Annotated in this window: 13 protein-coding genes; 4 read left to right on the top strand and 9 right to left on the bottom strand. The window is 73.1% G+C overall.

Annotated features, from left to right (window positions below):
- The first annotated feature begins 205 nt into the window (after nt 1-205).
- Nucleotides 206-715 carry an HNH endonuclease gene (locus tag LIX60_RS26225; protein ID WP_019708990.1) on the top strand — a complete coding sequence of 170 codons (510 nt, stop codon included), beginning with the start codon at nt 206-208 and terminating at the stop codon, nt 713-715.
- 123 nt (nt 716-838) lie between these two features.
- Here the strand turns inward: LIX60_RS26225 and LIX60_RS26220 are convergent, their stop codons facing one another.
- From LIX60_RS26220 to LIX60_RS26205, 4 genes are all read right to left on the bottom strand, one after another.
- Complete coding sequence (locus LIX60_RS26220) at nt 839-1,606, bottom strand: sulfite exporter TauE/SafE family protein (RefSeq protein WP_227961191.1); 768 nt, start codon at nt 1,604-1,606, stop codon at nt 839-841.
- A 58-nt stretch (nt 1,607-1,664) separates the two neighbouring features.
- On the bottom strand, nt 1,665-2,627 hold the full coding sequence (locus LIX60_RS26215; RefSeq protein WP_019708992.1) for an SPFH domain-containing protein: 963 nt from the start codon (nt 2,625-2,627) through the stop codon (nt 1,665-1,667).
- Nucleotides 2,628-2,744: 117 nt separating this feature from the next.
- On the bottom strand, nt 2,745-3,179 hold the full coding sequence (locus LIX60_RS26210; protein ID WP_227961189.1) for an NfeD family protein: 435 nt from the start codon (nt 3,177-3,179) through the stop codon (nt 2,745-2,747).
- 57 nt (nt 3,180-3,236) lie between these two features.
- The gene (locus LIX60_RS26205) at nt 3,237-4,028 is read right to left on the bottom strand and encodes an ABC transporter ATP-binding protein (protein WP_227961187.1); all 792 of its coding nucleotides are present in this window, start codon (nt 4,026-4,028) and stop codon (nt 3,237-3,239) included.
- Nucleotides 4,029-4,139: 111 nt separating this feature from the next.
- Here LIX60_RS26205 and LIX60_RS26200 point away from each other — a divergent pair, with 111 nt between their 5' ends.
- On the top strand, nt 4,140-4,964 hold the full coding sequence (locus LIX60_RS26200; RefSeq protein ID WP_227961185.1) for a hypothetical protein: 825 nt from the start codon (nt 4,140-4,142) through the stop codon (nt 4,962-4,964).
- A 243-nt stretch (nt 4,965-5,207) separates the two neighbouring features.
- Here LIX60_RS26200 and LIX60_RS31830 read toward each other — a convergent pair whose 3' ends face one another.
- The 4 genes from LIX60_RS31830 to LIX60_RS26180 all read right to left on the bottom strand — a co-directional run bounded on the left by LIX60_RS31830 (nt 5,208) and on the right by LIX60_RS26180 (nt 8,666).
- Nucleotides 5,208-5,714: a chaplin gene (locus LIX60_RS31830; RefSeq protein ID WP_227961183.1), complete on the bottom strand. Its 507-nt coding sequence runs from the start codon at nt 5,712-5,714 to the stop codon at nt 5,208-5,210.
- Nucleotides 5,715-5,891: 177 nt separating this feature from the next.
- A complete protein-coding gene (locus LIX60_RS26190; RefSeq protein ID WP_227961181.1) occupies nt 5,892-6,542 on the bottom strand; it encodes a response regulator transcription factor in 651 nt (216 codons plus the stop codon).
- A complete protein-coding gene (locus LIX60_RS26185; protein WP_227961179.1) occupies nt 6,532-7,692 on the bottom strand; it encodes a GAF domain-containing sensor histidine kinase in 1,161 nt (386 codons plus the stop codon). The genes LIX60_RS26190 and LIX60_RS26185 overlap by 11 nt, the downstream gene beginning before the upstream one ends.
- Nucleotides 7,693-7,808: 116 nt before the next feature.
- Nucleotides 7,809-8,666, bottom strand: coding sequence for a helix-turn-helix domain-containing protein (locus LIX60_RS26180; RefSeq protein WP_227961177.1), 858 nt, complete (start codon nt 8,664-8,666; stop codon nt 7,809-7,811).
- Nucleotides 8,667-8,799: 133 nt separating this feature from the next.
- Between LIX60_RS26180 and LIX60_RS26175 the strand changes: the two genes are divergently transcribed.
- Nucleotides 8,800-9,501, top strand: a complete 702-nt coding sequence (locus LIX60_RS26175) for an SDR family NAD(P)-dependent oxidoreductase (RefSeq protein WP_227961175.1) — start codon at nt 8,800-8,802, stop codon at nt 9,499-9,501.
- Nucleotides 9,502-10,107: 606 nt separating this feature from the next.
- Nucleotides 10,108-10,890 (top strand): transglycosylase SLT domain-containing protein, encoded by a 783-nt coding sequence (locus tag LIX60_RS26170; protein WP_227961172.1) that lies wholly within the window; start codon nt 10,108-10,110, stop codon nt 10,888-10,890.
- Between the two features lie 124 nt (nt 10,891-11,014).
- Here LIX60_RS26170 and LIX60_RS26165 read toward each other — a convergent pair whose 3' ends face one another.
- On the bottom strand, nt 11,015-13,519 hold the full coding sequence (locus LIX60_RS26165; protein ID WP_374117920.1) for an FHA domain-containing protein: 2,505 nt from the start codon (nt 13,517-13,519) through the stop codon (nt 11,015-11,017).
- Between the last annotated feature and the right edge of the window lie 96 nt (nt 13,520-13,615).

The raw sequence follows: 13,615 nt of genomic DNA, 5'->3' as shown, positions 1-13,615 counted from the left end.
GGCAGGGCCCCACTTCCGCCCCGTCCGCCCTCGGGTGGGCGGGGCGGAGTGCTGTCCGCGGGGCGCGTCACGTGTCCGTTCACTCCCGGGCCGTGCTCCGTTCCCCGTATCCGTGCGGGAAATTGCGTTGTCGCGGCGGGTGGGCGCGGTCAGAGTTGATCCCGGTCCGCCGCCATGGGCGGGGAATGAGCGGAAGGTGGGCGGGATGCGCGAGACGCTGGTGCTCAACGCGAGCTTCGAGCCGCTGTCGACGGTGTCGCTGCGGCGTGCGGTGGTGCTGGTTCTGCAGGACAAGGCCGTCGTCGAACAGGCTCACCCCGGTCTGCGCATCCGGGCCGCGGCCGTCGAGGTGCCGGTGCCGCAGGTGATCAGGCTGAGCCGGTACGTCCGGGTGCCGTTCCGACAACGGGCGCCCTGGTCCCGGCGGGGGGTGCTGGTACGGGACCGGCACCGGTGCGCGTACTGCGGCCGGCGGGCGACGACCGTGGATCACGTCGTGCCGCGGTCGCGCGGGGGCGGGGACACCTGGCTGAACACCGTCGCGGCCTGCGCCGAGGACAACCACCGCAAGGCGAACCGGACTCCGGAGCAGGCGGGGATGCGGCTGCTCAGCAAGCCGTTCGAGCCCACACCGGCGGACGCGCTGCTGCTGGCGGTCGGCGGGCGGGGCGGGGGCTGGGACGCTCTCCCGGAGTGGCTGCCGCAGCCCGCCTGAGCGGTGGCCGGTTCCCCGGGCCGGCTCCGGCCCGGCAGCCGCGCCGGCGGTCGCGCCGGTCCGGGGGCCTGCCCCGTCAACGGGCCGCCGTGCACGGGGCCGCCGCCGCCCGCCGGGCCGCCCTCAGCGGAGCAGCAGCAGGGCGATGGCGGCGGTTCCCACCGCGACGATGACGCCGCGGAGGACGGCGGGCGGCAGACGGCGGCCGACTTTGGCGCCGAGCTGCCCGCCGAGGGCGGAACCAACGGCGATGAGCAGGACCGCGAGCCAGTCGAACTCCGCGACGAACAGGAAGACGAGGGCGGCGACGCCGTTGACGACGACCGCGAGGGCGTTCTTGACGGCGTTGATCCGCTGGAGGTCCTCGCTGAGCAGCAGTCCCATCAGCGAGAGGTAGATGACGCCCTGGGCGGCGCCGAAGTAGCCGCCGTACACGCTGGACAGCAGGATGCCGAGGAGCAGCAGCGGGCCGCCGTCCCGGTGGGCATCGCTGCCGGTCCGCTCGCGGCGGCGCTGGATCGCGCGTCCGAGCCGCGGCTGCAGGACCACGAGGGCCAGGGCCAGCGCGATGAGGACGGGCACGATCGCGTCGAAGGCCCGGGACGGCAGGGAGATCAGCAGAAGGGCTCCGGTGAGGCCGCCGACGAGCGCCGCGGCGCCGAGGCGGACGGTACGCCGCCCCTGCCCGGCGAGTTCGCGGCGGTAGCCGATGGCGCCGCTGACGGAACCGGGGACCAGGCCGAGGTTGTTGGAGACGTTGGCGGTGATCGGCGGCAGGCCGGTGGCGAGCAGCACCGGGAAGGTGATGAGGGTGCCGGAACCGACGATGGTGTTGATCGTCCCGGCGCCGATGCCCGCGGCGAGGACCGCGACCGCTTCCCAGATGTCCACGCCGTGCCTCTCCGTGATCGGTGCCTGCTGCACCGATCATGCCGGAACGGCCGCCGGATCAGTCGAGCGGGGGCTGCTCGCGGCGCGGGGCGGGCGGGACGGCCTTCTCCATGGGTGCGCCGTTGCCGGCCGCGGGGGCCGCCGGGGCGCCGCCGAAGTTGCCGAGGGCGCCGCCGAGGCCCTTGAGCGCCTCACCGATCTCGCTGGGCACGATCCAGAGCTTGTTGGCGTCGCCCTCGGCGATCTTCGGGAGCATCTGGAGGTACTGGTAGGAGAGGAGCTTCTGGTCGGCGTCGCCGGCGTGGATGGACTCGAAGACGGTGCGGATGGCCTGGGCCTCACCCTCGGCCTTCAGCGCGGCCGCCTTGGCCTCGCCCTCGGCGCGGAGGATGGCGGACTGCTTCTCGCCCTCGGCGCGGAGGATCTCGGACTGCCGGACGCCTTCCGCCTGGAGGATGGCGGCGCGCTTGTCGCGGTCGGCGCGCATCTGCTTCTCCATCGAGTCCTGGATGGAGGTGGGCGGTTCGATGGCCTTGAGCTCGACGCGGTTGACGCGGATGCCCCACTTGCCGGTGGCCTCGTCGAGCACGCCGCGGAGCGCCGCGTTGATCTCCTCGCGGGAGGTGAGGGTGCGCTCCAGGTCCATGCCGCCGATGATGTTGCGGAGGGTGGTGACGGTGAGCTGCTCGATCGCCTGGATATAGCTGGCGACTTCATAGGTCGCGGCGCGGGCGTCGGTGACCTGGTAGTAGATGACGGTGTCGATGTTGACGACCAGGTTGTCCTGGGTGATCACCGGCTGCGGCGGGAACGGCACGACCTGCTCGCGGAGGTCGATGCGGTTGCGGATCGAGTCGATGAACGGGACGACGATGTTGAGCCCGGCGTTGAGGGTGCGGGTGTAGCGGCCGAAGCGCTCCACGATGGCGGCGCTGGCCTGCGGGATGACCTGCACCGTCTTCATGAGGGCGATGAAGACGAGCACCACCAGGATGATCAGGACGATGATGATCGGTTCCATGGATGCTCTCCGTACCCCTTCGGTCGCTTGATCATCAGTCTGTCAGAGAACAGGCTGTCCCGGGGGGCCTTCGGCCACACACGGGCGTCCGGTGTCCCCGAAGTACGCCGGAGCGCGTCAGATGACGACGGCCGTCGCGCCGTCGATCTCCACGACGTCCACCTGCTGTCCCTTTTCGTAGACCTGGCCGGCGTCGAGCGTACGCGCGGACCAGACCTCGCCCGCGAGCTTGATGCGTCCGCCCTGGCTGTCGACCCGCTCCAGCACCAGCGCCTGACGCCCCGTCAGGGCGTCGACGCCGGTGGCCGCCAGGGGCATCCGGGCCCGGCTGCGGGCCGCGAGGGGGCGCACGACCGCTGTCAGCGCGACCGAGACGATGACGAAGACGAGGACCTGCGCCACGATGCCGCCACCGAAGAATGCCTGGGTGACAGCCGCGGCGACGGCCCCGACGGAGAACATCCCGAACTCGGGCATCGCCGTCATGACGAGGGGAATGCCCAGACCTACGGCTGCGATCAGCCACCACACCCATGGTTCCACGGAACCCATGGTAGGCGCGGTGGTGCGCCCGGGGGAACAGCGCCCGGTCAACTATCGGGCCAACTGTCAGGTGAGCGGCAGTCCTTGGGCGGTCCAGCGGTCGCCGCTGCGCTCGACGACGAGCGGCAGCCCGAAGCAGTGCGAGAGGTTGCGGGAGGTCAGTTCGAGCTCGATGGGGCCGGCGGCGAGCACCTTGCCCTGACGGATCATCAGGACGTGGGTGAAGCCGGGGGCGATCTCCTCGACGTGGTGGGTCACCATGATCATGGAGGGGGCGTACGGGTCGCGGGCGAGGCGGCCGAGGCGCCGCACGAGGTCCTCGCGGCCGCCGAGGTCCAGGCCGGCGGCGGGCTCGTCCAGCAGCAGCAGTTCGGGGTCCGTCATCATCGCGCGGGCGATCAGGGTCCGCTTGCGCTCCCCCTCGGAGAGGGTGCCGAACTTGCGGTCGAGGTAGTCGGTCATGCCGAGGCGGTCGAGGAACGCGAGGGCGCGCTCCTCGTCGACCTTCTCGTAGCTCTCCTGCCAGTGGGCGGTCATGCCGTAGGCGGCGGTGAGCACCGTCTGGAGGACGGTCTGGCCGGGCGGCAGCTTGTCGGCCAGGGCGACGCCGGCGATGCCGATCCGGGGGCGCAGCTCGAAGACGTCGACGTTGCCGAGCTTCTCGCCGAGGATCTGGACGGTGCCGGTGGTCGGAAAGAGGTAGCTGGAGGCGATGTTGAGCAGCGTGGTCTTGCCGGCGCCGTTGGGGCCGAGGATCACCCAGCGCTCGCCCTCGGCGACCGACCATGAGACCTGGTCCACCAGAGCCCGCCCCTCGCGGACCACTGATACGTCCACCAGCTCCAGTACATCGCTCATGAGCGCGTCGTCTCCCCTTGCAGTGTCGGAACATCTCGTGCGCCGGTGGGCGCAGCCGCTCTCAGCAAACCTACGCCACGCGATGTCGGCGCCTGTCCTTAGGCTGGTCCCATGCTCACGGAACCGCGATCAGGGCGGCTGACCGCCTGGGGAAATGCCCTTCTTGCCGGATTGGTCCCACCGGATGACGCGGTGCAGCGGATCGTCGGGGACGACGCGCTGCACCGGGTGGAAGGGCTGCCGGGCGAGTCCGGGCCGGTGGGGCTCTCGCTCGCGCTGGGCAGGCTGCGCGGCCTCGGTGCGGCCGGTTTCCGGGTGGCGCTGCCCGTGCCGGGTCATCCGCTGGGGCTGAGCGGGCCGCCGGAGTTCAACACGCGGGCGCTGGCCTCCGAGGAGGCGGTGCTGGTGCCGGGGGCCGCGCTGGGGCTGGTCCCGGAGGTCTCCGAGGCGGGGCCGGAGGGTGATGCGCACGTCGAGGTGGTGTGGCACTGCCTGCCGGTGCGGGAGGCGCCGCCGGCGGACGTGCCCTCGCTCGGTGAGGCGGAGCGGGAGCTGGCGGAGGCCCTGCGGGACGCGACGGAACTGCTGTCCCGGCTGGATCTGGCCGGGGCCGGCCCCGCGGCGCAGGCGGCGCTGGAGGCGTACCGGGCGCGGGCCGAGCGGGACCGGGAGGTGCTCGCGCCGGGCTATCCGCCGCGCGCGGCGCGGGTGCTGGCGCTGGCGCAGCGCGTGGGTGCCCTGGTGGCGATCGCCCGCGGGCCGGGCGCGGCGGGCGGCGGAGGGGGCGGCGGCGCCGCGGGCGCCGAGCACGGGGCCGCGGTCAGCGCCTCGCAGATGGCGGTGCGGGAGGAGGCGCTGCGGCCGGTGGAGCGTACGGCCCGGCGGGCGCAGGTCGCCGCGTACAACGCCTGTGTGGAGGAGCGCGAGCGCGGCTGAGGCGGGGGCCGCACTCGGGCGGTGCAGGGCCATTCGGGGCGTGGTCCGGGGCCGGGGTCCGCGTGAGGCAGTGCGGCGGCGGGCGCGCGAAGGCTCCGCGGACCGTTGTGAGGTCCGCGGAGCCCGGGCCGCCCGGCGGTGGTGCCGCAGTCGCCGCTCGCGGTGATGCCGGCCGCGCCGGCTGACGCCGTGGTGCCGGGCGCCCCGGTGGTGCTTGTCACCGGGGTGGCGGCCCCGGTGCCGTCAGACGTTGTACTCCTCGTCCGACAGAAGGCGGGTCTCCCCCTCGCCCTCGGAGCCGATTCCGCTGTCCAGGCCGAGGCCCTCGGCGTCACCGCTGAGACGGGCAGGGCCGGCCTCGGCTCCGAGGCCGCTCTCGTCACCCCGGAGCACGGTGGGGCCGGCTTCCGCGCCGAGGCCCCTCTCGTCACCGCGGAGGCCGGCGACTCCGCCGTCGAGGCCGCCGCCCGCGGACCGGGGGCTGGCGGTGAGGAGGGTGGCGTCCGAGCCGCCGGCGTCACCGCAGCTGTTGCCGGCGGCGGGGTTGAAGAGGCCGGCGACGTTGGCGGTGGTGCCGCAGACGTTGACCGGCACCTCCACCGGCGCCTGGACGAGGTTGCCGGAGCCGATGCCCCACGAACCGGTGGCCTGGCCGGCCGCTCCGGTGTCCGCGAACGCGGCACCCGGGGCAGCACCGATCGCGGCTCCCGCGGCGGCGATGACGAGGGCGGCCTTCTTGGCAGTCTTCATGTAGAGCTTCCTTCTCCTGATGCCGTTCGGGACCCCTGACAGCGGGGTCACCCGAATGAACGCGCGGTACGCCCGAATGGCACGGATACCGGGCCGGATGAATCCGAACGGAGCAACGCCCCTCCCCCGGGCCGGTGCCCTCGTACGGCCGCGGTGCCGGCCGCCGCCGTGCCCCGGTCAGGGCGTGAGGCCGTGGCGGACCGCCCAGAGCGCGGCCTGGGTGCGGTCCGACACGTCGAGCTTCATCAGGATGTTGGAGACATGCGTCTTGACCGTCTTCTCGGAGAGCACCAGCGCGCGGGCGATCTCCCGGTTGGACCGGCCGTCCGCCAGCAGCCCCAGGACGTCCCGCTCCCGGTCGGTGAGCACGCCGGCGCGCCCCTGGCCGGCCCGGTCGCCCTCCTGGGCGAGCAGGGCCCCGGCCACCTCGGACTGCAGGACGGTGTGACCGGCGTGCACCGAGCGGATGGCGCAGGCGAGTGCGTCGGGGTCGACGTCCTTGTAGACGTAGCCGGAGGCGCCGGCGCGCAGGGCCGGGACGACGGTGCGCTGCTCGGTGAAGCTGGTGACGACGAGCACCCGGGCGGGGTTCTCCAGCTCGCGCAGCTTGCGCAGCGCCTCGATGCCGTCGGTGCCGGGCATCCTGACATCCATGAGGACGATGTCGGGGCGGAGCTCCTCGGCGCGGGTCACGCCCTCGTCGCCGTCGGACGCCTCGCCGACGACCTCGATGTCGTCCTGGACCTCCAGGAAGGTCCGCAGGCCGCGCCGTACGACCTGGTGGTCGTCGACCAGCAGGACGCGGACGGTGGTTCTCTCAGGCGCCACCGGGGACCTCCATCTCGATCACGGTGCCCTTGCCCGGCGCCGACTCCACGGTCAGGCCGCCGCCCACGCCGTTCGCCCGGTCCCGCATGGAGACCAGGCCCAGATGGCGTCCGGCGCGGCGGACGGCGGTCGGGTCGAAGCCGGTGCCGTCGTCGGCGACGCGCAGCAGTGCGCCCTGGCCGTGCCGGTCGAGGGTGATGTCGACGCGGGTGGGGCCGGCGTGCCGGAGCGCGTTGTGCAGGGCCTCCTGCGCCACCCGGAGCAGGGCTTCCTCCTGGGCCGCCGGCAGGGCCCGTACCCCGGAGGAGCGGAAGACGACGCGCGCGCTGTGCGCGCGGTCGAGGACCCGGGCCTGGGTGCGGAGGGTGGCGACGAGGCCGTCCTCGTCGAGGGCCGCGGGGCGCAGTTCGACGACGGCGGCGCGGAGTTCCTCGGCGGCCTCGGCGGCGAGGGCGGCGACCTGCTGGAGCTCCTCCCGCGCCCGGTCGGGGTCGCGGCGGAGGAGCGCGGCGGCGGCCTGCGCGGTGAGGCGCAGCGAGAACAGCTTCTGCGAGACGGCGTCGTGCAGTTCGTGGGCGAGCCGGGCGCGCTCGCCGGCGATGGTCAGCTCACGGCTGCGCTCGTAGAGGCGGGCGTTGGTGAGGGCTATGGCGGCGTGCTGGGCGAGGATCGACAGCAGGGCCTCGTCCTCGGCGGTGAAACCGCAGGCACCCTCCGTGCGGGGCAGCGGGCAGCGCTTGTTGGCGAGGAAGATGGCGCCGAGGACCTCGTCGCCGTCGGCCACCGGGAGGCCGAGGAAGTCGGACATGTCGGGGTGGGCCTCCGGCCAGCCCTCGAAGCGGGGGTCGGCGCGGACGTCGGCGAGCCGCTGCGGGGTGGCGTCCCGGAGCATCGCGGCGAGGATGCCGTGCTGGCGGGGCAGCGGGCCGATGGCCTTCCACTGTTCGTCGCTGACGCCCGCGACGACGAACTGGGCGAAGCCGCCGTGGTCGTCGGGGACGCCGAGGGCGGCGTACTCGGCGTCGAGGAGGTCGCGCGCGGAGACGACGATCGTCTTGAGGACGTCGCGCACTTCGAGGTGGCGGCTCATGGCGAGCAGGGCCTCGCTCACCGCGGCGAGTCCCGACGGGGGGACGGGGCCGGTGGTCATGGCCACACGGTAACCGGCGGGGGCCCGGTCCGTATCCGGCCGGGGACGGCGGCGGTCTGCGGCTTCCGGACCAGGACCCGGGAACGACCCCGGGCCCGGGCGCGGTGCGCGGGCCGCTACTCCCGGTTGCCGTTCCCGGTCATGACCCGGGTGCCGATGACGTCGAGGAGCCGGAGCCGGCCGGCGGCGTCGCTGCCGGGAGCGGCGGTGTGGGCGACGATGCGCAGATCGCTGCCGGGGGCCGTGAGCAGATCGCAGTCGAAGGTGAACGTTCCGGCCTCGGGGTGGCGGACGGTCTTGGTGTGCGTCTCGTGCACGCCCACGGCTCCGGTGTCCCAGAGCTCCGCGAAGCCGGTGCCGGTCTCCCGCAGGTCCCTGATGAGGGAGTGCAGGGCGGCGTCGGCGGGGTAGCGGACGGCCGCGACCCTGAGGTCGGCGACCAGGGCCGCCTCGAACCGGGCCTTCTGCGCGGGGGTGTGGCTGATCCGGCTCCGCGGGCAGGTGAACTGCCGCCAGGCGACGTTGCCCTCGCGTCCGCGGTGCTCGGACGGGTCACCGATCAGCGCGGCCCACCAGCGGTTCCACAGGACCAGGTTCCAGGCCGCGTCGTACACGCTCAGCGGTGCGCCGTCCAGCCGGCCGAGCAGCCTGCGGACCCCCGGCGGGATGTGGGCCGGCACCTGCCCGGGGCCCGGCGCCGGCCGGCCCGCGAGGAGGTACAGGTGTTCCCGCTCGGCCGCCGTCAGCCGCAGGGCGCGGGCGAGCGCGGCCAGCACCTGCGCCGACGGGGACGTCGCCCGGCCCTGTTCCAGGCGGATGAGGTAGTCCACCGACAGGCCGGCGAGCTGCGCCACCTCCTCGCGGCGCAGCCCGGCGGCCCGCCGCCCTCCGCCCGCGGGCATGCCCACCGCCGCGGGCGGCATACGGTCGCGCCAGCCGCGCAGGGCCCTGCCGAGTTCCCCGGATCCGCTCACCTCCCCAGTATCCGGCAGCCGCGCCCGGACATCCTGGTACTGGCAGTCCCCAGGCTGGGGCGGGCTCTGTCTGTCCTGCCGCGGTGGGCCGAGGGTGGGGACGGACCACCCACCGAGCACCGGAGCGGACACCATGACCACCACACTGATCACCGGAGCGAACAAGGGTCTCGGCTTCGAGACGGCCCGCCGCCTGGCCGGGGCCGGGCACACCGTGTACGTCGGGGCCCGCGACGCCGGCCGGGGCGGTGCGGCGGCCACGCGGCTCGGCGCCCGCTTCATCCGGCTGGACGTCACCGACGAGGACTCCGTCAAGGCGGCCGCCGAGACCGTCCGCGCCGAGGCCGGGCGCCTCGACGTCCTGGTCAACAACGCCGGGATCGCGGGCGCGGGGAAGCTCGGCCGGGTCGGGGAGGTCACCGGGACGGACATGATGACCACGTTCGACACGAATGTCTTCGGCGTCGTGCGGGTCACGCACGCCTTCCTGCCGCTGCTGGAGGCGAGTGACGCCCCGGTCGTCGTCAACGTCGGCAGCGGGCTGGGCTCGCGGGCGGCGACCAACGACCCCGGCCGGATGGAGTCCCGGGTGACGGTGCTGGACTACAACTCCTCCAAGGCGGCGCTGGTCATGGTCACCTCCCAGTACGCCAAGGCGTTCCCCGGCATCCGGTTCAACGCCGTCGACCCGGGCTACACCGCCACCGACCTCAACGGCCACCAGGGCACCCGGAGCGTCGAGGAGGGCGCGGAGATCATCGTCCGGATGGCCACCATCGGCGCCGACGGCCCGACCGGCGGCTTCTTCGACAGCACGGGCGAGGCCGCCTGGTAGCCCCGGGGCGGGCGGGGACGACAGCGGCCACCGCAGGGGCGCAGAGGCCTCACCCGCTCCCGGAGACCGTGCGGTGGCCGCCGCACGACGTGTGCGGAACCTGCCCGCGGCCCGGGTCCACGACCCCGGGCCGCGGGCTTTTCCGGTCCCGGACCCGGTTCCGGGGCGCCGGCCGGCCGCCACCGCGCCCGCACGCCCAGGGGCCGGCGGGCGCGAAGGGGCCCGGGGCAGAGTGCCGAATCCGGTGACCGTCCGCAGGAACGCCCTCACACGGAGTGGGCGGCCGACCGGCCCGCTGTGAGGCGGGGCATAGGGCCCAGGTCACGTACGAAGGCGCTTAGGAGTTGCCGCGCGGGTGCCGATCGGCACCCCGGCTTCCGGGGCCCGGACTCCGGGCCCGGTTTTTCACGAATCGGGATAGTAGGTCACACCTTTGCCACGTCCGATTTGCGCCGCTAAGAATGGTTTACGTCGCAAGGCACCGCGGATCCGAGCGGTGCACTTCGCCGGAACGGCGAGTGGCTCTCACCCCTGAGGAGAGCGTCTCGCACCGCCGCTTCCGACCAGCCCGCGTCAGCGGCCCAGCGATTGGATTGGTTCCTCACTATGCGCGTCCCCACCTTCTCCGGTAACAGCACCCGACTCGCCAAGCCCCACAAGATCTCGGCAGCCGGCCTGGCCGCGGTGAGCGTCGCCTCCCTGGCCTTCGCGGCCGCCCCCGGCTCCGCTTCCGGTGCCGACAAGGCCGAGACCGCCCGTACCCTGCCGGCGGCCTACTCCGTGCAGGCGGACACCGGCCAGGACGAGAAGAAGACCGGTTCGCTGTTCGCCGCGGCCGGGACCGAGGACGAAGCCGGTACCCGTGCCGGGAACGCTCTCCTGAAGACGGTGGAGCCCCCGGCGGACAAGGGCGACGCCAAGAAGGACGCCCCCAAGACCGAGGCCGTGAAGAACGCCGAGGCCAAGGCCGAGGCGGAGCGTGCCACCGAGCAGGCCGCCAGCCGTTCGGCCGAGCGCGCGGCGCCCGCTCCGGCCGCCAAGCCGGCCACCCCGGCCCCGCAGACGTACGCGGACAACCTCGACGGCTGGATCCGTGAGGCCATGGCCATCATGGACAAGCACGGCATACCCGGCAGCTACGAGGGCATCCACCGCAACATCATGCGGGAGTCCAGCGGTAACCCGCAGGCCATCAACACCTGGGACATCAACGCCAAGAACGGCATCCCGTCCAAGGGCCTGCTGCAGGTGATCCAGCCGACCTTCGAGGCCTACCACGTCGAGGGCACGGCGAACGACCTGTACGACCCGGTGGCCAACATCGTCGCGGCCTGCAACTACGCCGCCGACCGGTACGGCTCCATGGACAACGTCGACTCGGCCTACTGACCGGCACCGCGCAGGTCACCCAACCGGCCGTGACGGCAGAGGGCGGCGGCACCCCCGCGGGGGTGCCGCCGCCCTGTCGTGTGCGCGGGCGCGGCGCCGTACCCCCGCGCTTCCGCCTGCGCCCCTACTTGCGCATGACCTCCGGCTCGTGGCGGCGCAGCAGGCGTGCGACGGCGACGCCGCAGATCACGCCGAGGGCCACCAGGACGCCCATGTCCAGCAGCCAGGTGCTCAGCTCGTGCTCCCACAGCGGGTCGGGGTTGCCCGGTTCCCAGGGCAGCAGCACGTTGAGGTCGGCCGTGGAGCCGGCGGCGGAGACCGACCAGCGGGAGGGCATGAGCCAGGCCAGCTGCTCGGCGCCGAGCTTGTCGTTCAGCTGGAAGAGGCAGCCGGTGAAGACGACCTGGACGATGGCGAACATGACCAGCAGCGGCATGGTCTTCTCGGCGGTCTTCACCAGGGAGGAGATGACCAGGCCGAACATCATGGAGGTGAAACCCAGGGCCATGATGGGCAGGGTCAGCTCGACGGCGGGCAGCCCTTCCAGGAGGACCCCCTCCTCCGGGAGATCCCGGGGGGCGAGGCCGATACCGCAGATGATGGCGCCCTGGAGCGCGGTGATGGCGCCCAGCACGATCACCTTGGACATCAGATAGGCCGAACGGGAAAGGCCGGTGGCCCGTTCCCGTTCGTAGATGACCCGCTCCTTGATCAGTTCTCGTACGGAGTTGGCCGCGCCGGCGAAGCAGGCGCCGACGGCGAGAATCAGCAGGATGACACTGCCGTCCCGGTTGGAGAACGGCGGGCCGCCGTTGGCCGGGCCCCGGGCGAGCCCGTAGTCGGCCGGGATGAGGACGCTGACCACGCCGAGCACGGCGGGAAGGATCAGCATGAGGCCCAGGAAGCCGCGGTCCGAAGCGATCACCGACACATAGCGCCGGATCAGCGTCCACAGCTGGGAGCCCCAGCTCTGCTGCTTGGGCGCGCGCATCTGCCGCGGCTGGACGGACGCGGCCGCCTGCGGGGCGACGGCGTCGAGGTCGGCCGCGTACATCTGGTAGTGCCGGGAGCCGCGCCAGCGGCCCGACCAGTCGTAGTCGCGGTAGTTCTCGAAGGCCGAGAAGACATCGGCCCAGGAGCCGTAGCCGAAGAAGTTCAGCGCCTCGTCCGGCGGGCCGAAGTACGCCACCGAGCCGCCCGGCGCCATCACCAGCAGCTTGTCGCAGAGCGCCAGCTCCGCCACGGAGTGGGTGACGACGAGGACCGTGCGGCCGTCGTCCGCGAGGCCGCGCAGCAGCTGCATGACGTCGCGGTCCATGCCCGGGTCGAGGCCGGAGGTCGGCTCGTCCAGGAAGATCAGTGACGGCTTGGTCAGCAGCTCCAGGGCGACGGAGACGCGCTTGCGCTGGCCGCCGGAGAGGGAGGTGACCTTCTTCTCCTTGTGGATGTCCAGCTTGAGCTCGCGCAGGACCTCGTCGATCCGGGCCTCGCGCTCGGCCTCCGCCGTGTCGCCGGGGAAGCGGAGCTTGGCCGCGTACTTGAGGGCGGTGCGGACGGTCAGCTCCTTGTGCAGGATGTCGTCCTGCGGGACCAGACCGATGCGCTGGCGCAGCTCGGCGAAGTGCTTGTACAGGTTCCGGTTGTCGTAGAGCACCTCGCCGCGGTCGGCCGGGCGGTAGCCGGTCAGTGCGCGCAGCAGCGTGGACTTGCCGGAGCCGGACGGGCCGATCACCGCGATCAGCGACTTCTCCGGGGCGCCGAAGGAGACATCCTTGAGGATCTGCTTGCCGCCGTCGACCGTGACGGTGAGGTGGCGGGCGGAGAAGGAGATCTCGCCGGTGTCGACGAACTCCTCCAGCCGGTCGCCGACCAGCCGGAAGGTGGAGTGGCCGACGCCGACGATGTCGTGCGGGCCGATGGTCTGCTGCCGGACCGGCTGGCCGTTGACGTAGGTGCCGTTGTGGCTGCCGAGGTCGACGATCTCGAAGCGGCCGTCCGGCGTGGAGCGAAACTCCGCGTGGTGCCGGGAGACCTGGAGGTCGGAGACGACCAGGTCGTTCTCCAGCGCACGGCCGATGCGCATCACCCGGCCGAGGGCCAGCCGGTGCAGCCCGGTGGGCTGCTGGCCGTCGTACGGCTGGGTGCCGCCGGCCGGCGGCTGCTGCGGGCCGCCCTGGGGCGGCACCCGCGGCGCGTATCCCTGCGGCGGTGGTGCCTGCTGCGGGGGCGCCTGCTGCGGGGGCGCCTGGCCGGGCGGCCCGGCCTGCCCCTGCGGCTGCTGTGGCACCGGCGCCTGCTGCGGTGCCGCCGTCGCGGCGGGCGCGCTGCGCGCCGGGGCCGCCGCGGACACCGTCAGCACCGGCCCGTCCGTCGCGTTGCCCAGATGGACGGCGGCACCGGGGCCTATCCGCTCCTGCTGGACCCGACGGCCCCCCGCGTAGGTGCCGTTGGTGCTTCCGAGGTCCTCGATGACCCAGCTGTGCCCGTCCCAGCGGACGGTGGCGTGACGCCAGGAGACTCTGGCGTCCTCCAGCACCAGGTCGCCCTTCGGATCACGTCCGAGGCTGTAGGACCGGGACGGGTCGAGCGTCCAGGTCCTTCCGTTCAATTCCAGTACGAGTTCCGGCACTCCAAGCCCCACTGATTTTCCCCCGAGTTACCCCCTGCAGAGGGAGTCTAGGGATGGCGGACATCGGGGGAACTATTTCAGGCGGACGCCTCCGCC

Source organism: Streptomyces sp. S07_1.15, assembly GCF_020739505.1.
GTDB lineage: Bacteria > Actinomycetota > Actinomycetes > Streptomycetales > Streptomycetaceae > Streptomyces > Streptomyces xinghaiensis.
This window is presented reverse-complemented; position numbering and strand designations above follow the sequence as displayed.